At 65.6% G+C, this 19821-nt stretch carries 19 protein-coding genes and 1 tRNA gene; 8 read left to right on the top strand and 12 right to left on the bottom strand.

The features are described from left to right. Positions 1 to 29: 29 nt before the first annotated feature. Both RMR04_RS28770 and RMR04_RS28775 read left to right on the top strand, forming a co-directional pair. Positions 30 to 1586 (top strand): ABC transporter substrate-binding protein, encoded by a 1557-nt coding sequence (locus tag RMR04_RS28770; RefSeq protein ID WP_311911926.1) that lies wholly within the window; start codon positions 30 to 32, stop codon positions 1584 to 1586. A gap of 657 nt (positions 1587 to 2243) precedes the next feature. Continuing rightward, complete coding sequence (locus tag RMR04_RS28775; protein WP_311911928.1) at positions 2244 to 4334, top strand: HAMP domain-containing methyl-accepting chemotaxis protein; 2091 nt, start codon at positions 2244 to 2246, stop codon at positions 4332 to 4334. Positions 4335 to 4697: 363 nt separating this feature from the next. On the opposite strand, the gene RMR04_RS28780 is transcribed toward RMR04_RS28775, so the two are convergent. Next, the gene (locus RMR04_RS28780) at positions 4698 to 5228 is read right to left on the bottom strand and encodes a hypothetical protein (RefSeq protein WP_311911929.1); all 531 of its coding nucleotides are present in this window, start codon (positions 5226 to 5228) and stop codon (positions 4698 to 4700) included. 179 nt (positions 5229 to 5407) lie between these two features. Here RMR04_RS28780 and RMR04_RS28785 point away from each other — a divergent pair. Next, positions 5408 to 5484, top strand: a tRNA-Arg gene (locus RMR04_RS28785). A gap of 309 nt (positions 5485 to 5793) precedes the next feature. Here the strand turns inward: RMR04_RS28785 and RMR04_RS28790 are convergent. After that, positions 5794 to 6501, bottom strand: a complete 708-nt coding sequence (locus RMR04_RS28790) for a GntR family transcriptional regulator (protein WP_311911930.1) — start codon at positions 6499 to 6501, stop codon at positions 5794 to 5796. 257 nt (positions 6502 to 6758) lie between these two features. Here RMR04_RS28790 and RMR04_RS28795 point away from each other — a divergent pair, with 257 nt between their 5' ends. From RMR04_RS28795 to RMR04_RS28815, 5 genes are read left to right on the top strand one after another with little or no spacing between them, the layout of a single operon-like run. Then, positions 6759 to 7805, top strand: a complete 1047-nt coding sequence (locus RMR04_RS28795; RefSeq protein ID WP_311911932.1) for an ABC transporter substrate-binding protein — start codon at positions 6759 to 6761, stop codon at positions 7803 to 7805. 16 nt (positions 7806 to 7821) lie between these two features. After that, on the top strand, positions 7822 to 8898 hold the full coding sequence (locus RMR04_RS28800) for an ABC transporter ATP-binding protein (protein WP_311911933.1): 1077 nt from the start codon (positions 7822 to 7824) through the stop codon (positions 8896 to 8898). Continuing rightward, the gene (locus RMR04_RS28805) at positions 8895 to 9725 is read left to right on the top strand and encodes an ABC transporter permease (RefSeq protein WP_311911935.1); all 831 of its coding nucleotides are present in this window, start codon (positions 8895 to 8897) and stop codon (positions 9723 to 9725) included. The genes RMR04_RS28800 and RMR04_RS28805 overlap by 4 nt, the downstream gene beginning before the upstream one ends. Beyond that, positions 9722 to 10522: an ABC transporter permease gene (locus RMR04_RS28810; protein ID WP_311911936.1), complete on the top strand. Its 801-nt coding sequence runs from the start codon at positions 9722 to 9724 to the stop codon at positions 10520 to 10522. The genes RMR04_RS28805 and RMR04_RS28810 overlap by 4 nt, the downstream gene beginning before the upstream one ends. Continuing rightward, positions 10522 to 11448 (top strand): polysaccharide deacetylase family protein, encoded by a 927-nt coding sequence (locus RMR04_RS28815; RefSeq protein ID WP_311911937.1) that lies wholly within the window; start codon positions 10522 to 10524, stop codon positions 11446 to 11448. Before RMR04_RS28810 ends, RMR04_RS28815 begins: the two co-directional genes overlap by 1 nt. Before the next feature lie 34 nt (positions 11449 to 11482). Here the strand turns inward: RMR04_RS28815 and RMR04_RS28820 are convergent, their stop codons facing one another. The 10 genes from RMR04_RS28820 to RMR04_RS28865 form a co-directional block, all read right to left on the bottom strand. Further along, entirely contained in the window at positions 11483 to 12226 is a 744-nt protein-coding gene (locus tag RMR04_RS28820) for an aspartate/glutamate racemase family protein (RefSeq protein ID WP_311911938.1), read from the bottom strand. A 24-nt stretch (positions 12227 to 12250) separates the two neighbouring features. Further along, the gene (locus RMR04_RS28825; RefSeq protein ID WP_311911939.1) at positions 12251 to 12412 is read right to left on the bottom strand and encodes a hypothetical protein; all 162 of its coding nucleotides are present in this window, start codon (positions 12410 to 12412) and stop codon (positions 12251 to 12253) included. A gap of 163 nt (positions 12413 to 12575) precedes the next feature. Then, positions 12576 to 13223: an amino acid ABC transporter permease gene (locus RMR04_RS28830; RefSeq protein WP_311915976.1), complete on the bottom strand. Its 648-nt coding sequence runs from the start codon at positions 13221 to 13223 to the stop codon at positions 12576 to 12578. Next, positions 13220 to 13888: an amino acid ABC transporter permease gene (locus RMR04_RS28835; protein ID WP_311911940.1), complete on the bottom strand. Its 669-nt coding sequence runs from the start codon at positions 13886 to 13888 to the stop codon at positions 13220 to 13222. The genes RMR04_RS28830 and RMR04_RS28835 overlap by 4 nt, the downstream gene beginning before the upstream one ends. Positions 13889 to 13891: 3 nt before the next feature. After that, positions 13892 to 14689, bottom strand: coding sequence for a transporter substrate-binding domain-containing protein (locus RMR04_RS28840; RefSeq protein ID WP_311911941.1), 798 nt, complete (start codon positions 14687 to 14689; stop codon positions 13892 to 13894). Positions 14690 to 14713: 24 nt separating this feature from the next. Then, the gene (locus tag RMR04_RS28845; RefSeq protein WP_311911942.1) at positions 14714 to 15817 is read right to left on the bottom strand and encodes an ABC transporter ATP-binding protein; all 1104 of its coding nucleotides are present in this window, start codon (positions 15815 to 15817) and stop codon (positions 14714 to 14716) included. 11 nt (positions 15818 to 15828) lie between these two features. Next, a complete protein-coding gene (locus RMR04_RS28850; protein ID WP_311911943.1) occupies positions 15829 to 16662 on the bottom strand; it encodes an ABC transporter permease in 834 nt (277 codons plus the stop codon). Then, a complete protein-coding gene (locus tag RMR04_RS28855; RefSeq protein ID WP_311911944.1) occupies positions 16659 to 17549 on the bottom strand; it encodes an ABC transporter permease in 891 nt (296 codons plus the stop codon). The genes RMR04_RS28850 and RMR04_RS28855 overlap by 4 nt, the downstream gene beginning before the upstream one ends. Before the next feature lie 5 nt (positions 17550 to 17554). Further along, a complete protein-coding gene (locus tag RMR04_RS28860) occupies positions 17555 to 18622 on the bottom strand; it encodes an ABC transporter substrate-binding protein (RefSeq protein ID WP_311911945.1) in 1068 nt (355 codons plus the stop codon). Between the two features lie 180 nt (positions 18623 to 18802). After that, a complete protein-coding gene (locus tag RMR04_RS28865) occupies positions 18803 to 19660 on the bottom strand; it encodes a LysR substrate-binding domain-containing protein (protein WP_311911946.1) in 858 nt (285 codons plus the stop codon). Between the last annotated feature and the right edge of the window lie 161 nt (positions 19661 to 19821).

Here is a 19821-nt window from a genome sequence, read left to right on the forward strand (position 1 = left end):
ACAAACGACACAAAAAACGGGAGGACATCATGAAAGCGCATTGGATTATCGGCGCCGCCCTGCTCGCTCTGTCGGCCGGTTCGGCCGCGGCGCAGAGCGTCCTGAAAGTCAGGCCGTCCGGCGACGTCAAGATCCTCGACCCGATGCTGGGCTCGGATTCGATGGCCCGCAACTTCGGCTACATGGTCTACGACACGCTGTTTGCGGTCGACGACACCCTGGCGGTGAAGCCCCAGATGGTGGCGGCGTGGAGCAGTTCGGCCGACGGCAAGACCTGGGACTTCACGCTGCGCGACGGCCTGGCGTTCAGCGATGGCCAGCCCGTCACCCCCGACGATGTCATCGCCTCGCTCAAGCGCTGGAGCGGCAATGACAGCATGGGCCAGCAGCTCAACGCGCGCGGCGCGGTCTGGAGCGCGACCGACGCCAAGAGCTTCAGGCTGACGCTGTCCCAACCCTGGGGCTTCGTGCTCGACGCGCTCGGCAAGCCCGGAGCGCCCGTGCCCTTCATCATGCCGGCGCGGATCGCCACGGCGACGCCCGCCAATCAAGGCGTGACCGACCAGACCGGCTCCGGCCCCTTCATCTTCAAGAAGGAGGAATGGCTCTCGGGCTCGAAACTGGTCTTCGTCCGGAACCCGAACTATGTGCCGCGCACGGAGGCGCCGAGCGGCTTCGCTGGTGGCAAGATCGCGCGCGTGGACCGCGTGGAATGGCAGATCATCCCCGATCAGCAGACGGCGATGAACGCCGTGCTGAAGGGCGAGATCGACATCAGCGAAGACCTCTCCGCCGATCTGATCGGGCTCGCCAAACCGGCAAAGGACGTCGTCATCGCCCGCCAGGATGAACTTGGCGTGGCGCAGCAGATCCGCATCAACTCGCTGCAGCCGCCATTCAACAATCCCAAGGTGAGGCAGGCCCTGCTCCATGCCGTCAACGGCTCCGAGTTCCTGGAGGCCGTGATCGAGGATCCGAGCCTCGGCAAGACCTGCCGCTCCTTCTATATCTGCTCCTCGCCCTATTTCACGGAGGAGGGCTTTCCCAAACCGGACCTCGACAAGGCCAAGGCGCTGGTGAAGGAAAGCGGCTATGACGGCACGCCGGTCGTGCTGCTCGACGCCACCGAGAACACCAATATCCACGCCTTCACCATGGTCGCGGATCAACTGCTGCGCAGCATCGGCCTCAAGACGGACGTCCAGGCGATGGATTGGGCCACGGTCGTGAGCCGCCGCGCGAGCAAGGAGCCGGTCGGCAAGGGCGGCTGGTCCATCTTCATTTCGGGACCTGGAGGGCTCGACATGATGGAGCCCCTCAGCCATCTCGGCCTGCGCTCGAACTGCGACAAGGCCTGGTTCGGCTGGCCTTGCGACGCCGAGATCGAGGCCATGCGGTCCGCCTTCGCCGACCTCTCCGACCTTGGCGCGCGCAAGGCGCTCGCCACGAAGATCCAGCGCCGGGCGGTTGAGACGGTGCCCTATATTCCGATCGGCCTGCAATATCAGATCCGGGCCCACCGGGCGAACCTGACCGGAATCCTGACGCCGCCGGCGCCGGTCTACTGGAATATCGCGCGGAAGTAAGCGGCCGCCGAAACATCGAGAGGCGGAAGTCCGTCGGCGGGTCGCCGAGCGCCCGGCAGGCCGGATCTGGATCACAGTCAATCCAGACAGGGTGCATGTTTTCGACGTGAAGACGGGAGCAAGGCTGGGGCGGGTATAACGCGCTCGCCGGCGGGATTTGGGTGGGTTCTTCCCCTCCCCCTGGCGGGGGAAGGGAGAGATGGGAAGGGCGCGGGGAACCCTTCTCCCGCGTCGAAGCCGGGTCTACCCGACTTCGACACTCTGGGTGCCGAATTCGAGACGCTGCTCTCACTCTTTGATGAGAGCCCGTTTGGAAATCTCTTGAACCCATTTTCCAAACGCTCTGCGAGGCCCGCGACATCCATGTCCCGGCACGCCATGACCGCCCCTTCCTTTTGGCACGCCAGGGCGCGCACAAAACTTCGTTAAGACAGCGCCTGTAAGGGTTCCGAGCATTGGATCGGATCACAAAACCGGAATGCCGCAGGCCTTCATCTCAGGCCCGACGCGGCGCACCCGGCCGGGGCTGCCAGCGCCCCATGATCTGACGACGAGGAAACGGCCGAACCGATTGCCTCGATCGTCACGATCGAACCGAGCCCATCCCCGTCGTCGCGCCGCCCCACAGAACCCCGCCGCCGAAAGCTGACCATAGCCATGCTCAAGCACGCCTCCATCGTGTCGAAATCCATCGGCGTCGTCGCCGTGATGAGCGTCGTCGCCATCGTCATCGCCCTTGTCGGCTGGACGGGGCTGACGCAGCTCAAGCGCTCGATGCTCGATGTCGAGCAGACCGGCGGCGTCGCGCGCGAAGCGATGGATTTGCGCATCGACATCATCGCGATCAGCCGGATGACCTATCAGCTCGCGCGCCAGCCTGAGAAATATGCCGAGTTCGCGACCGAATCCGAGCGACGCATGAAGGAGATGCTGGCCCGGCTGCCGATCCTGGAAGCGCTGGCCGATACCGAGGAGAAGCGCCTGATCGGCGATGTCCGCGCCAAGCTCGGCAGTTATTTCGATCAGATCCGCGCCATGGTTGCCGCCTCCCGGAACACCACGGCCGATCGCTCGGCGGTCGAGGCCGCGCTGGCTGCCTGCCTTGACGGGCAGAAGGCCGTGACCGATGCAGTCAAGGCCTACACCACCTATTCCGGCAAGACGATCGAGGCGACCCGCGACACCGCCTTTGCGGCCGTCGACCGCTTCCTTCTGGTGCAGATCGTCGTCGCCGTGCTCGGCATCCTCGGCGGGCTGCTGCTGAGCCTGTTCGTGGCGCGCCGCGGCATCCTGCTGCCTCTGCGTGGTCTCAACCGCACGATGCACTCCATCGCCGACGGCGATCTCGATAGCGCCGTCGAAGGCACTGATCGCCGCGACGAAATCGGCCAGATGGCCGCCTCGCTGCAGATCCTGCGCGACAATCTCCAGAAGATCCGCGCGCTCGAGGAACAGGAGCGCGAGGCCTCGTCGCGCCGTCTGCGTGCGGCGGAAAACATGGCCTCTGTCGTCTCGGATGTCGGCGAGGTCGTTGCCGCTGCGGCTGCGGGCGATTTCTCGGCGCGGCTGCAGATCGACCAGGCCGACGAGCAGATGCAGAAGCTCGTCGCCGGCATCAACGAGATCAATGCGGTGGTTGATTCAGCCACATCCGAGTTCGCAGCCGCCCTGCAGGCGGTGGCGGGCGGGGACCTGACCGCCCGGATCGAGACCGCCTATCGCGGCAAATTCGCCGAGCTCAAGGGCGCGATCAACGAGACGGTGGACCGCCTGTCCTCGACGGTGCGGACGATCCAGGTAACCTCTGCGGATGTGGGCTTGGCCGCCCGCGAGATCACCATGGGCGCCGATGATCTGTCGAAGCGCACGGAAGAGCAGGCGAGTTCGCTGGAGGAGACCGCAGCCACGACCGAGGAGCTCGCTGCTTCCGTGAAGGCCTCGGCCCAGGCCTCGAAGGACGCAGCCGGCATCGCCAATGACGCGATGCAGGCGGCCCAGTCGGGCGGCGTGATCGCCGGCCAGGCGGTCGACGCGATGGCGCGCATCGAGAGTGCCTCGCAGAAGATCTCCGACATCATCCGGGTGATCGACGATATCGCCTTCCAGACCAATCTGCTGGCGCTGAACGCGGCGGTGGAGGCGGCGCGTGCCGGCGATGCCGGCAAGGGCTTTGCCGTGGTGGCGTCCGAAGTGCGCACGCTGGCGCAGCGTTCGAGCGCCGCCGCCAAGGACATTTCGGGCCTGATCTCCTCGTCCAACATGGAGGTCGGCGCGGGCGTCAAGCTGGTCCGCCAGGCCGGCGACCAGCTCGACCAGATCCTCAGCCATTCCCGCAAGGTCGCCGCCACCATCGCCGACATCTCCTCGGCCGCCAGCGAACAGGCCAACGGCATCGACGAGATGAGCCAGGCCGTCGCCCATCTCGACGAGATGACGCAGGCTAATGCCGCGCTCTCCGAACAGAGCGCAGCTTCGGCCACCTCGCTGTCCTCGCGCATCGTCGAGCTCAACGACCTCGTCGCCGCCTTCAGGACCGGCCCTGAGGGTGCAGCTGCCTCATCGGCCAGTCATGGCTCGGAGCCCGAGCGCCTGCGCAAGCTCGCCGCGGCCGCCTTCGGCCAGAGCAGGGCATCGGCGCCGACAGCTCGGGCCCAGGCCCAGGCCCAAGCCATTGCGCCTGCGCCGCGCGCCCCGGCCAGGAAGGTCGCCAACAGCCGCGCCGGCGATGCCGGATGGGAAGAGTTCTGAGACCCCATCTGTTTGGAAAGGTGAGCCCTCATCCTGAGGAGCAGCCGTCAGGCTGCGTCTCGAAGGATGCTCCAGCTTGCAGGGGAGCCTCCTGGAGTATGCCGTTCATCCTCGGAACCACGCGGTCATCCCGGACAAGCGGCAAAGCCGCGCCGATCCGGGATCCATTCCTGAACCTAACCAGGCAACGCTCCGTCATCCCGGGTCTCCTTGCAGTCGCCCGGGATGACGGCGCGTGGGCGGCCAGGACAGAGCCACCACCGGAGCCTCCTGGAGCATCCTTCGAGACGCGGGCTATGCCCGCTCCTCAGGATGAGGGCTCCGGGGCCCCAAACAGACTCTCAGCAAATCCGAGCCGGCCGTTCAGCCAGTCGCAGGCCTGATGATCTCGTCGATCTCGTCGCGATCGATCCGCCGCCGTTCAACCAGCGTTTTGGCGATGGCCTTCTGGGCCGCGAGCCTAGCGGGCTGATACAGGATTGCAGCGGCTGCCCTGGCGCAGCGCGCCCGCAAAGCGAGCTCATCGGCAGGCCGCAGAAAGGCGATATAGGGCCGCATCTGTTCCAGATCATCCGCGTGGGACTGGGTCTCGCCCGGATACCATTGGAGTCCGTCTCCCTCATTCCAATAGATCATCTCACCGCAATGGCCGGCGGACAGGATGGTGATCTCGACCTCGGCGCGCCGGAGGTCCGCCTGCCGCTCGGTCTGAAAGCCTTTCCGGTAAGGCTCGAAACAGGTCTCGCCGGTGAAGCCATAAGGCGGCCGGAGCCAGGCATGGGTGACATATCGCTCGTGATGCCAGCCGACGATGATGTGGCCGGCCTCATGAAATGCACAGGCCGCGCGCCGGATCTCGGCAGGGATGGCGCTGAGCTCGTGATGCCGTCTCACCCTCATCTCCTGCGCCTCTCGCGTCTGCTGACTGAGGCCAATCGCAGCGAAAAGCCAGCCACAGCCGCGGCGCGCCCGGCAAGCTCGCAGGTTTGACCTTAGCCTGCCGGGCTCTGGCTCGATCGCAAAATCCCTCGTTGCCGAGCCGACGGCAATCAGCTATCCACCATCCACGGATTGCGCCCGTAGCTCAGCTGGATAGAGCGCTGCCCTCCGAAGGCAGAGGTCACACGTTCGAATCGTGTCGGGCGCGCCATTTCCGTCTTTTGGCCACTCCAATCCACCGTTTTCAACGTCAGTATGCCTTCGGGCTGCCTTGCGCCTCGAACGCATGCATAACACCGCGCATGATGCGGCCGACGATGAAATGAGCGTTCTGATTACCTGACAATCCGAAACGGCGGGGATCAATACGGGCGCCGGGCGCTCGAAGATTTGCTCGAATCGTCTCCGTTCGCTCGAATCCAGAAATCTCTTCGCAGGCGTTGGCCTGCCTCCCGTTTCCTGGACTCCCAAAAGCTGGAAAATTCCGGTTTGTCGGCATGGGCTGCGATACGGATTGACGTCACGACGCGGCGGCAAACTCCTGCGAGGTCGCAAAGACCGCGATCTCGTCTGCGAGCACGTCCTCGAGCGAGGGGCCGATCTCCTCGCAGATTGTCGGCCGCAGGCGCGTCTCGACGAGCGAGAGATGCGCCGTCATCGCCTTCACCGCCTTGCCCCGCTCCTGCGCCGCCAGAGCCCGGAAAATCGCGCGGTGCTCCTCGCAACCGCAGGCCGAGCCCGCTGTCGTCTCGTAGCGCTTGACCAGCATCAGCGTGCGGCTGATCAGCTCATGCGCCTGGCGCTGAACAAGCGGATTGCCCGTCATCTCCGCCAGCAGGAAGTGGAATTCGGCCGAGAGCCGCTGCCACGTTGCCTGGTCGCCCAGCCGCAGCGCCTTCGCTTCCGCGTCGACATGCTCGCGCAGGCGCGCGATCTGCGCATCGGTGAGATTGTCGGCGAGATGGGCGGCCATGCCGCTCTCCAGGATTCGCCGCGCCTCGTAGACCATATGGCTCTCGCGCAGGTCCGGCTCGACGGTGAACGCACCCCGGTTCCTGACGATGTCGAGCAGCCGCTCATGCCCAAGCCGGTGCAGCACCTTGCGGATGCGCTCCCGGCTCACGCCGAAGATTTCCGCCAGCCGATGCTCGCCGAGCTTGACTCCGCCCGGCAGCCGTCCACCCCGCAGGACGGAGGTCAAAATCGTATGGATGCCCTGCTCGTTCATGCTCCGACTATCGCCGCTGCACGCATGGGCGGCAACTCCGACGCTGCCACGCGCTTCGGCAAGCCAGCCTTTATAATGAGCACAATCATATCAATATTGTGCACAATAATCTCTGCATTCGAGCGAGACCGGATGCGAGATATTCGCCTAAGTATTTGATCGAATTGAACCACAGCGGATTCCGCGCAAGACCGCGCGGCTTGGCATGGGGGTTGCTGAGGACAGGTGCGTTTTCCGCAACGAAAAGGAACCCGACCATGGACGTCCTCTCTGCCCGGCCGACCCGTCGCTCCCTGCTCTCCGGCGCCGCAGGCGCCGTGAGCCTCATTGCCGCCCCGTCGATCCTGCGCGCCCAGACGAAGGAATTGGTCGTCGGCGGGGCGGCCGGCCACAAGCCCTGGGTCGAGCAGGTCGTGGTTCCCGCCTTCGAGAAGAAGTACAATTGCAAGGTGCTATTCGAAGGCACCCGCTCTCTCGTCAACCTCGAGAAGATGCAGAAGAACAAGGGCAAGCAGTACATGTCCGTCGTCCAGATGGACGATCCCGTCATGATACTGGCGGTGAAGGAGGACCTTCTCGATCCGCTGACACCCGGCAAGGCGCCGAACCTGTCGCAGCTCGTGCCCGGCTCCAGCCATATGGAGGGCATGTGGGCCAACTATCTCCAGCCCTGGCTCGGCGTGGCCTACAGCAAGGGCGCGATGAAGACCCCGCCCTCATCCTGGGCCGATCTGTTCGATGCGAAGTATAAGGGACGGATCATCATCCCCTCGCTGCAGAACACGGAAGGGCTGCCGGTGCTTTTCGCCGCGGGCATGCTGGCGGGCGGGACGCTCGAGGCGATCCAGAAGGACACCGACGCCGGCTTCAAGAAGCTGGTCTCGCTGAAGCCGAACCTGCTGACGATCTACACCCAGCAGCCGCAGGCCTATAACCTGCTGGAGCAGGGCGAAGCCTATATGATCGGACCGGCGATGTCGTCCTATGCGCTCGAGCGCAAGGCGGCGGGCGCGCCGATCGACCTCGTCGCGCCCAAGGAAGGCGTGTTCGCCATGCCCTCGGGGATCGCCGTGATCAAGGGCGCGCCGCAAGCCGAGCTCGCCTTCGCCTATGTCAACGAATTGCTCGGTGCCGAGCTGCAGGAGAAACTCGCCGGCCCGACCTTCTCGCTCGCGACCAACAAGGCGGTGCCGAGGCCGGCTGGCCTTAGCGCCGATGTGACGATCCACCAGATCGACTGGGCCAATGTCGCGGCGCAGCGCAATGACTGGATCAAGCGCTGGGACCGCGAGATGGCGATCTGAGCCCGGGACCGCCTCGGTGAACCCGGCCTTTCTCGACATTACCGGCGCCAGCAGGAGCTTCGGCGCCGCCACCGTCCTCGACGGTGTCGATCTCGCCGTCGGCAAGGGCGAGTTCATCTCGCTGCTCGGCCCGTCCGGATGCGGCAAGACCACTCTGCTGCGGATCGTAGCCGGGCTGATGACGCCCGACACCGGCCGGGTCGTTCTGGACACGCACGAGATCACGCGCAAGCCGCCGCATCGGCGCGACATCGGCGTGGTCTTCCAGAACTACGCGCTGTTCCCGCATCTCAGCGTGGCGGAGAACGTCGCATTCGGCCTCAAGGCCCGCGGCACTGCACGGGAGACGATCGCGCTGACGGTCGCGCGTTATCTTGGCCTCGTCCAGATGACGGCCTTTGCCGACCGCTCGATCAAGGCGCTCTCGGGCGGCCAGCAGCAGCGTGTCGCAGTGGCGCGCGCTCTCGCCGTCGGGCCCAAGCTCATGCTTCTGGACGAGCCCTTCTCGGCGCTCGACCGCAAGCTGCGCGAGGCGATGCAGATCGATCTCAAGCGGATCCTGCGCGAGGTCGGCACCACCGCGATCTTCGTCACCCACGACCAGGACGAAGCGCTGACCATGTCCGACCGCATCGCCGTGATGTATCGCGGCCAGATCGAACAGCTGGACACGCCGACCGCGATCTACCATCGCCCGGCGACGCCCTTCGCGCTCGATTTCGTCGGCCTGTCGAGCCGGCTCGCCGGCACGGTCGTCGCAAGCCACGACAGGATGCTGACGATCGAGACCGCAGCGGGAATGCTGTGTGCGCCGGGACAATTCATCCCCGGCAGCCCGGTCGTCCTCGGCATTCGCCCCGAGCGCGTGACGGTCGGGGCGGGAGGCGAGAACAGCATCGAGGCGACGCTGATCGACGTCGTGTTCCAGGGCGCTCGGGTCCAGCTCCATTTCGAGGCACCGGCGGGCGGGCGCCTGCTCGTCGAGGCGCATGAGGCGCCGGCGGGCGCAGCGCCTGGCGCCCGGTTGCCTCTGAGCTGGCGCCAGGCCGACACGCTGGTCTATCCCGCCCCCGCAGAGGGAGGCGCGGCATGAGCACGGCGCGCCGATTCGATCCGATCCTGCTGCTGGCCGCTCCAGCCGTCGCCTATCTCACCGTCGTGTATGGCCTGCCATTGCTGTTCCTGCTCGGTCGCAGCCTGCTTGGCGCCGGCGGCGTTTCGGCCTTCGCCGGGTTCTTCGCCGATCCGTTCAGCTGGACCGTTCTCGGCAATACCGTTCGCAGCGCGGCGCTGGTGACGCTGGTCTGCCTCGTCATCGGCTATCCGACAGCGCTCGTGCTGGCGCGCGCCGGCGGCTTCGTCCAGGCGGCGATCCTTGTTGCGATCATCCTGCCGCTTTCGGTCGGCGTCGTGGTCAAGGCCTTCGCCTGGCAGATCGTGCTGCGGCGCGACGGCGTCGTATCGCAGATCTTCACCGGGCTCGGCATCTGGGACGAGCCGCAGCGCCTGCTCTTCACCGAGACCGGCCTCGTCATCGGGGCGGCCAATATTTTCGTGCCCTTCATGATCCTGCCGATCTATTCCGTGCTGAAGCTCGTCGATCCGCGGCTGGGCGAGGCGGCGGCAACGCTCGGCGCCTCGCCGGTCTATCGCTTCTTCAAGGTGGCGATACCGCTGTCGCTACCCGGCATCATCACGGGCATAGCCTTCGTCTTCTCGATGGCCGCCTCGATGTATGTGATTCCAAGCCTCGTGATCGGCGACCGCTTCCAGACGCTGGCGACGCTGACGGGACGCTCCTTCCTGTTCATGCGTAACGAACAGCTCGGCTCGACGACCGCCGTCGTGCTGCTCGCGCTGACGATCGGCATCGTCGTGGCGAGTTCCAGGCTGTCGCGCCGGCTGGGAGGCGCCGCATGACCGCAATCGAAAAAATCGCCGGCTGGCTGGCCGGGTTGCTTGCGACCTTCACCGTCGTGTTTCTGCTCACCCCGCTCGTGGTGACGGTCGCGGTCTCCTTCGGTTCGAGCGCGGTCTTCACCTTGCCGCCGCCATCATGGTCGCTGCGTTGGTACGAGGCGCTGGCCCGCTCGCGCGATCTCTGGCCGCCGGTCTTCGCCTCGGTGAAGCTCGCCGCATTCTCGACCGCGGTCGCGCTGGTTCTCGGCACGCTCTGCGCCATCGGCCTGCTGCGCGGCCAGTTCCGCGGACGTGAGGCCGTGGTCACCTTCCTGGTCTCGCCGCTGATGCTGCCCGGCCTCGTCATCGGCATCGCCATGCTGGAGAGCTTCCGCGCGGCAGGCCTGCGCGACGTCTGGGTGAGCCTCGTGCTCGCCCATGTCGTGATCACGCTGCCCTATGTGGTGCGCACCGTCTTTGCTGCGCTCTCGCTCTTCGACTTCACCCTGATCGACGCCGCCCGCACGCTCGGCCTGACCTATCCGAAAGCCGTGTTCAAAGTGCTGGTCCCCTCGCTCGCACCCGCCTTCCTGACCTCTGGCATGTTCGCCTTTCTCGCCTCCATGGACAATTATCCGATCTCGATCTTCTTCACCGATGCCTGGACCAAGACGCTGCCGATCCAGATGCTGCAATATGTCGAGGAAAGCCCCGATCCCACCATCGCCGCGATCTCGACGCTGCTGATCCTGCTGTCGATCGGCGTCCTCGTGCTCGGCGACCGCCTCGTCGGCCTGCGCCGCATGGCCGATCTGTGATGAGCGGGATCATCGGCAGCGATCGCGATTTCCGCGGCTATGGCAGCGCGCCTCCAGCCGTGCGCTGGCCCGGCGATGCGCAACTCGCCGTCTCGGTCGTCATCAATATCGAGGAAGGCGCGGAACTCTCGCTCGGCCAGGGCGATGAGCGCAACGAGTCCGTCTATGAGGTCGTCGAGGAGATTTCCGGTGTCCGCGACCTGTGCATGGAGTCGCATTTCGAATACGGCCCGCGCGCCGGCTGGCCACGCATTCGCAAGCTGCTGCAGGACTATGGCGTGCGCGGAACGATGAACGCCAATGGCCGCAGCCTGGCGATATCGCCCTGGCTCGCACAGGAAGGTGTCACTGATGGCCATGAGGTCGCGGCCCATGGCTGGCGCTGGGAGCGCCACGCCAATATGAGCGAGGATGAAGAGCGCCTCGCCATCGCCCGCACGGTCGAGGCCATCACGGCCGCGGCCGGGATGCCGCCGCGCGGCTGGCACACGCGCTCGGCAACCTCCCCGAACACCCGGCGGCTCCTCCTGGAACAAGGCGGATTTCTCTACGATTCCAATGCCTATAACGACGACCTGCCCTATCTCGTGGGAGTCGAGGGCCATGACCACCTGGTGCTGCCCTATGCCTTCGACACCAACGACATGCGTTTCCAGCGCGGCGGCGGCTTTGTCTTCGGCGATGACTTCGCCCGCTACTGCATCGATGCCTTCGACCGGCTCCATGAGGAGGGCGCGGACGCACCGCGCATGATGACGGTCGGCCTGCATCTGCGCATCATCGGCCGTCCCGGGCGGATTGGCGGCCTGGAGCGCTTTCTCGCCCATGCGGCGTCAAAGCCGGGAACCTGGTTCGCGCGGCGCGACGAGATCGCCCGGCACTGGCTGCGCGAGACCGGGCGCGGGGAGCTGATCGGCGGGCGCTGAGGCGCCCACGCCGCAGCGTCCGGGACAACTCCCATCAACGATGCTCGATGCGCGCCGCCAATGCCTCCGAGAGCCCCAGCGTCGGTTTCGCCGGCGGCCTGCGGAAGGTTCCGGCGCTCGCCTTGCGCGGCCGCAGGGCGACCAGAGCCTCGGCCTGCTTCAATGCCGCGCCGATCTGGTCGATGACGGGCACCGGGATGCGGTGGGCCACCTTGGCCGCCAGCCCGGCCAGCGGCGCCCCTGCGAGGATCACGCAATCGGCCCCATCCTCGGCCACGGCCCGGTTGGCCAGTGCCACGATGACCTCCTCCTTCTCCTCCTGCACGTCGCCGATATCGGCGAAGGTTTCGTCGAGCATGCGGATCCCGGCGCAGCGGCCGCCGAGCCCATGCATGGCGACGCATTCCTCGTACCAGGGCCCGAGCGCCCGCGCGAAGGTGACGATGGAAAAGCGCTTGCCGAGCATGCAGGCGGTCAGCATGGCTGCCTCGGCCATGCCCACGACAGGGATATCGAAGAGCTCGCGCGCGCCCATCAGCCCGGGGTCGCCAAACGCGGCGATGATTGCGGCGTCAACCGCGTGGTGATGCTCGGCCAGCATGTCGAGCGCGATGGCTCCGCCAATCTGAGCCTCGGCACGGCTGGCGATATAGGGCACGCCACGCGGCGCCGTCAGCGGCACGATCTCGGTCCCCGGCGTCGCCACCGCCTTGGCCGCGACCAGGAGGCGCTGGGTAATCGCTTCGGTGGTATTGGGATTCAGCAGAAGGATGCGCATGGATCTCCGTCCTCATGGGCGCGCTCAGACGCGTCCGCCAGGCAGATAGTGAAGCGCGTCGCCGCGTCCGTCGATCTCGCATGGGGCAAAGCGCCCGACATGCAGGATCATCGCGTTGGCCACCGCGATCCCCGTGTATCCCGGCAGTTCGTCGGGGATCGCGACTTGATTGGCGAATGACGGCATGAAAGGCACGACAGGGCGTTTTCGAACGACGTGGATACCGGCTCGCGTGAAGACAACGCGTCAGGACAAAGGGCTCGGGCAATCGAACGATTCAATCGGATCGGACATCGCTCTCGTCAGGCATTCCGGTCGGAAGAGCCTGGCGAGGCCGTCCGTTACAAGCTTATCTGGCTTGGCCAACAAGCTGCAGGTGGCGGGCGTAAAGCGTCAGGGGCCGGCAGATGACGAAGTAGATCAGCCCCACCAGGCCATAGACCGTGAGCGGCTCGAAGGTCGCATTCGCGATGGCGTTGGAGGTCCGCATCAATTCGTCGAAACCGATGATCGAGGTCAACGCCGTGCTTTTGACCAGCTGAACAAGGTAGCCGACCACCGGGGCCCGTGTGATCGCAAAGGCCTGCGGCAGGATGACGAGCCGCATCTGGTTGGGATAATGCAGGCCGAGGCTCTTGGCGGCATCCCATTGGCCCTTCGGCAGGGCCTCGACCCCGCCGCGCCAGATCTCCGCCAGATAGGCGCTGGCGCAAAGCGTCAAGGCGAGGGCGGCTGCGGACCAGGGTTCGATGCGGAAGCCGATCAGCGGCAGGCCGAAGAAGACCAGGAATAGCTGCATCAGCAGGGGCGTGCCCTGGAACAGGCCGATATAGAGCTCGGCGAAGCGGCGCAGCCAGTGGCGAGCCGAGACGCGGGCCAGCAGGATCGCCATACCCACGATACCGCCGCCGATGAAGGCCACGATCGAGAGCAGGATCGTCCAGCGTGTCGCGAGCAGCAGATTGCGCAGGATATCCCAGAAGGTGAAGTCCATCAGGGCGCCGCCCCGATCAAATATTTCCGTCCGGTGAAGCCGAGCAGCCGGCGCAGGCAAAAGCTCAGCGCCAGATAGACCATTGTGATGATGAAATAGGTCTCGAAGGCACGGAAACTGCGTGCCTGCAGCATGTCGGCCTCATAGGTCAGTTCGCGCACGGAGATCTGCGAGACCGCAGCCGATTCCAGCATCATAATGATGATCTGGCTTTGCAGGGCCGGGAAGATCACCTTCAGCGCCTGCGGCAGGACGATCTTGATGAAGACCTGCGCGGAGCGCAGGCCCAGCGCGCGGCCAGCTTCCTTCTGCCCGTTGGGGACGGCATCGAGACCGGCCGCGACGATCTCGGTGCCATAGGCCGAGAGGTTGATCGTCATCGCCAGGGTCGCGGCGATGGCCGGATCGAGCCGCAAACCGAGGCTGGGCAGGCCGAAGAAGATGAAGAAGAGCTGGAGCAGGAACGGCGTGTTCCTGATCAGCTCGACATAGCTGCCGACCGCGCGGCGCAGCAAGGGAGAGCGGCTGCGCACGGCCGCCGCTCCCAGAATGCTGCAGGCCGTGCCGAGCACCGCCGTGACGGCGATCAAACCCACCGTCGCCACCGCGCCGCGCGCGATGGGTTCGGCGGCCTGGCTCAACCAGTCGAAGTTGAGATTATAGGCCAAGCCTCAGAGATCCTTGGGATCGAGCGGCTTGCCGAGCCACTTGACCGAGACCTTGTTGAGCGTGCCGTCGGCGAGCAGCTTCGCGACGATCTCGTCGAGAGCCTGCTTGAGGCGCGGTTCGTTCTTGTTCAGCGCGATATGGTCCGGCGAGGTCATCAGCTGGAATTTCTGCTCGGGCTTCAGCGCGGTCTGGCGCGACAGCACCTGGGCGCCGACATCGTTGCCGACGACCATCAATTGGGCCTGGCCGGAGATGAAGGCCTGGATGACCGAATTATAGCTGTCGAAGCGCTTGATGTCGGCGGAAGGCGGTGCGGCCTCCGTCAGCGACGTGTCCTCCAGCGTGCCGCGGCTCACCGCGATCGACTTGCCGGCGAGATCCGCCTTGCCTTCGACCTTCACGGCCTGCGGACCGATGACGGCGATGTAATAGGGTGCGTAGGCGGCGGTGAAATCGAGCACCTTTTCGCGCTCGGCGCTGTGGCCGACGCTGAGCAGGATGTCGACGCGGCGTTCGGTCAGGAAGGGGATGCGGTTCTGGCCGGTGACGCTGACGAGATTAAGCTTCACCTTCAGCGTGCTGGCGATGATCTCGGCGATGTCGATGTCGTAGCCCTTCAGGCTCATATCGGCGCTGGCCGACGAGAAGGGCGGGAAGTCGGAGAAGACGCCGACCTTGAGGGTGCCGGATTTGGTGATGTCGTCGAGCGCGTCGGCACGGGCAGGCGCGGTCGCGAGGCTGAAGCCGGTCAGCAGGCTCAGCGCCAGCAGCGATGTCTTGATCTTGGTGTAGGTGGTCACGTGGTTCATCCTTCCCTGGGAACGTTAGATCGAGGCGTTGAGTGCGGCGCGGTTGCTGGCCGGCATGGTGATGCAGGCAGCGACGGGAAAGCCGATCCGCACCGCCTTGCCGGGATCGAGGCCGTCGCCGACGCGATTGGCCTGCATGACGAGCAGCTGCTCGCCGCCAGGCATCTCGACCAGGATCTGGCGTGTGGCGCCGAGCAGGGCGACGTTGAGGATCCGGCCCTTGGCGCTGTTGGCCATGCCATCGGGATCGGCCGCATCGGCGGCGGAGAGCACGATGTTCTCGGGCCGGACGCAGATATCGATCGCGTCCGACGCGCAGTCGGGCACCATCAGGGACAGGCCCGACCGGCTGGTCGCCCGGGCGAAGCCCATTTCACGGCGCGTAACCTGGGCTTCGATCCAGTTGGTGCGCCCCATGAAATCCGCGGCGAAACGCGTGTCCGGGCGACCATAGACATCCGACGGCGTGCCGACCTGGACGATACGGCCCGATTGCATCAGGAAGACGCGTTCTCCGAGGCTCATGGCCTCTTCCTGGTCGTGCGTGACCACCATCGCGGTCGAATTCACCGCGGCCAGAACCTGCTTGAGCTCGGCGCGCAGGTCCTGACGCAGCTTGGCGTCGAGCGCCGACAGCGGCTCGTCCAACAAGATCAGGCTGGGGCGTGTCGCCAAAGCGCGGGCCAGCGCGACGCGCTGCTGCTGACCGCCGCTGAGCTGATGCGGGCGGCGGGCACCGAAGCCCTGCAACCGCACCAGCGCCAGCATCGCCTCGACGCGATCGGGAATCTCGCGCTTGTCGGCGCCGCGATGCCGCAGCCCATAGGCGATGTTCTCCGCCACGGTCATATGCGGGAACAGGGCGTAATGCTGGAACAACAGCCCGACATTGCGTTCATAGGGCTTGAGTGCGGTGACGTCGCGGCCGCCGATGCTGACCGTGCCGGCATCGGGTCGCTCAAAGCCGGCGATCACACGCAAAATGGTTGTCTTACCGCAGCCGCTGGGGCCCAGCAGCGCGACGGTCTCGCCGGCGGCGATCGAGAAGGAGACGTCATCGACGGCTGTGACCCCGCCGAAGCGGCGGCTGATTCCGTGAAACTCGACCGCGTTGTTCAACGTCTTGACCCCTATGAACGAAACAGCCCCTGGCCCAACAGACGGTCGAAACCGACGAAGCGCTCGAGAACCAGGATGAGAAGGGCGCTGACCGCCATCAGCAGCACGGCGGCGGCGGCAATGGTGAGATCGAAGGAGGCGCGCATGTTGCTGACGAGCGCGACCGGCAAGGTGTAGGTCGAGGGGTCGGTCAGGAACATGCTGACCGCGACGTCATCCAGCGACACGGCGAAGGCGAAGACGGCGCCCGTGACCATGCCGCTGCGGATCAGCGGCAGGGTGATGTTCCAGAAGGCCTGGCTTTCGGTCGCGCCCAGCACCAGGGCCGCCTCGGTCAGGCGCCGGTCACGGCCCGTGAGGCTGGCGAGCACGGTGCGCACGACATAGGGCAAGGTGATCACGACATGGCCGCAGAGCAGCCGGATGAAGCCATCGGCGATGCCGATCCGCGACAGGAACAGCAGGAGCGCAAAGCCGATCACCACGGCCGGCACGATGAGCGGCGAGAGGAAGGCGGCCATCAGCAGGCCGCGACCGCGGAAACTGCCGCGATCAAGCGCGACCGCGGCAGCTGTTCCGACCAGCACATCGATCACGGTCGTCAGGACGGCGATCTTCAGGCTGGTCGCCAGGCCGGTCGCGACATAGTCCAGCGAGACCAGCTTCTCGAACCAGCGCAGGGACAGGGCCGGCGGCGGCAGCGGCCCGAGAAAGCCGCGCGCATCGAAGGCGAGCAGGCAAGTGACCAGGAGCGGCGTCACAAGGAAGGCGAGCACCAGCGCCAGCATCGCGATCATCGCGCCACTGAGGAACTGGTCGCTGCGACGTTTTGCGGTGCCGTTCATGAGCCTGCGCCCTTGCGTGGCTGCACCAGCGAAACCAGCGACAGCGCGAGCAGCGAGATGACCAGCATCGCAATCGAGACGGCGGCTCCGCTGGGATAGTTCGCGACGTCGCTGAAGCGCGTGTAGATCGTGTTCGACAGGAACAGCACCCGTCCCTTGCCGAGCACCATCGGAATGACGAAGGCGCTGATCGCGAAGGTCATGGCGATCAGAAAGGCCGAAACCAGTCCCGGCAAAGCGAGCGGCACGGTGATGCCGAGATGCGCCTTCCAGGCGGGAGCGCCGAGCGATTGCGCGGCGTCGCACAGCCGGGGATCGATGTTCTGGATCGTTCCCAGCAGGGTCAGGGTGCAGATCGGCACGATCGCATGCAGCAGGCCCGCACCCACCAGCGTCTCGATATACCAGCGGCTCGTCGGCGAGATTCCCAGCACCAGGAGCAGCGGGCGAGCGATTCCGACCGAACCGAAGGCGAGTTCCAGCGCATAGGTGCGCACCAGCATGCTGAGCAGCACCAGCATCACCAGCAGGCCGATGCAGGCGGCACGCTGGCGCGGCGAGAACCGCCGCACGATGCAATAGGCCAGCGGAAAGGCCGCCAGCAGCCCGGTCAGCGCCGCCGCCACGCTCAGCTTGAAGGTCTCATACAGCACGCCGGCGAAGGAGGGCGTCGCGAGCTCGCGATAATTCTCCAGCGTCAGCGGCGCATCAGCGGCCGAGCCGACCCGGCCCGGCACATATTGCTTGAGGCTTTCCAGCGCGAGCCCGAGCAATGGCAGGGCGAAGATGACGAAGAGGAGCAGCAGGCCCGGCGCGAGCAACGGCAGCGTCGTGCGCCCCAGTGCCGGCACCGCGCTCGCCGGCTTCCGCAGTGGGATGGCGGTCACGGCGCTCATAGCAGCGGTGCGATGTCGGCTTCCCAGCGCTTGGCCCAGGCGTCCTGCTGACCCAGCACCACCTTGTAGTCCGGCACGTGCACGAAGCTCTCGAACTCCTTCGGCGTGAAGGTGAGATGGGCCAGTTCCGGCGGTGTCGTGGCCTTGCCGTTCAGGGGCGCCTCGCCGGCGACCTTCGCATAGAGCGCGCTCATCTCGGGGCTGATGGCGAAGTTGATGAAATCGCAGGTCGCCTTGCGGTTTGGCCGGTTCTTCATGACGGCGAAGCCGCTCTGATAGAGGAAGGTCGCCATGCCGGCCTGCTTGGTCAGGCGGGTGATCTTGAAGTTCTTGGCGACGGCGGCCCAACTCGGCTCGGCGAAGAAGCCGACCGAGGTCTCGCCGGAGGTGAAAGAGTTGGTGAAATCGACATCGGTCACGGCGATGCGGCCGATATTGCCGGATTTCGCCAAGTCTTTCATCAGCTTCCAGCCTGGCTCCATATTGGATTCATTGCCGCCACCCTGCAAAGCGAGCGCGACGATCTGCAGCATCATGCTCTGGGTCGGGCCGGGCCAGCAGATCGCGCCCTTGAGGCGCTTGTCGAAGAGATCGTCGACCTTGCCGATGGCGAAGGGGGCGGTGTCGGTCCGATAGCCGAAATACATGCCGCCGACGGCGCGCGGCACCGCTTTCACATTGCCCTTGGCATCCCGCATCATGATCTTCTCGGGGATGTCGGCGAGATTGGGGACATCGGCTGCCGTAATGGTCTCGACCCAATCCTCCGCGATCATGCTGTTGAAGGAGCCTTCCCAGCCGGCGATGTAGTCGTAATCGACCTTGGGCCAGCCCGCCTTGATCTTGGGCAGGATGGCGCCGGCGCCGCCCTGATGCAGCACCCAGTTGAACTGAGCCGCATCCTGCTTGGCGGCGATCTGCTTCATCGCCTCGACGACATCACCGCCCCATTCGGCGGCCGTGAGGCCAGTCGCTGCCCGAGCTCTGCCCAGGAACGGACCGGCGAGCCCGACCGTGCCGGTCGCGCCGATCAGGGAGAGAAGGTTCCGGCGTGTCATCGTCATGGTGTCAGGTCCTTCGCGCCACAGGTCGAGGGGCCACAGGCTGTGCCTGTCGCCAGCGGCGACCAGGCTCCCGAGCCGTCCAGAGCCGTGATTGCACCCGCTAGGAGGGCGCCGCGGTAGGGTGAAAATGCTTGCCCGGCTATAAGCGGGCGTGAATGCCGCTGCCGGCTCATGGCCGGCTCATGGCCGGCTCAGGTCGCTCTGTCGGGAAATGAAGTCCACGAGAAAACTCGCCTCGGTCGGTGCGCCGGTCCGCGAATAGAGCCCGATGCTGATCTCGACCGGCTCGGGCAGCCCGGCGACATGGTCGAGGATCCGGCAATCCTCAGGGATAGTCGCCGCGATCATCGGACCGATGCCGATGCCGACGCGCACCGCGGTCGCCATGGCGACCAGCGTCGAGGCCTCGCAGACGATGTTCCACTGCATGTCGTGCCCCGCCAGCGCCTTCAGCGCCGGCGTGCGCCAGGGGCAGGATTCCTCGAACATGATGATCGGCAGCGGGACTTGCGTCGAAACCACCATGTCCGCGCGCACCACCCAGAGCAGCCGCTCGGACCAGACCAGGGTCGGCTTCCGGTTGAGCCGGGTCGTGTCGCAGACGGCAATGTCGAGCTTGTCGTTCTCGAGCATCGCGGCCAGGCGCTTGTTGGGCTCGACGATGATGTCGATATCGACCTTCGGATTCTGGTCGCGGAAGGCCTTCAGGATATCGATCAATCGGGTCGCGGCGAAATCCTCGACGACGCCGAGGCGGACCCGGCCTTCGATCGTCTTGCCGTTGAGGCGCTTGCCGATCTCGCTGTTGAGCCGCAGGATTTCGCGGGCATAGGGCACGAGCAGCACGCCATTGGTCGTGAGCTCCAGCCCTTTGGACGAGCGCTCGAACAGCTCGCCACCGAGCAGATCCTCAAGCTTGCGGATCTGCATGCTGACGGCGGCCTGGGTGCGATTGAGCGACAAAGCAGCGCCATTGACCGTTCCGACCTCGGCGACGGTCAGGAAGGCGCGCAGCAGATAGGGGTCGAGCTCGAGCATTCAGCTCTCGTTATAGCGCTAGAGCGTTTTCGAGCGAAGGGGACACCGGTTCGCGCGAAAACGCGTTGAAACAAAGAGCTGGAGCTGTTGAACGATCCAATGGAAACGGAAACGGATCTAGAGGCGACTTGACGCAGGCATCGCTGCAAAACTGCTGCCAA

The sequence above is a fragment of the Bosea sp. 685 genome (genome assembly GCF_031884435.1).
Classification (GTDB): Bacteria; Pseudomonadota; Alphaproteobacteria; order Rhizobiales; family Beijerinckiaceae; genus Allobosea.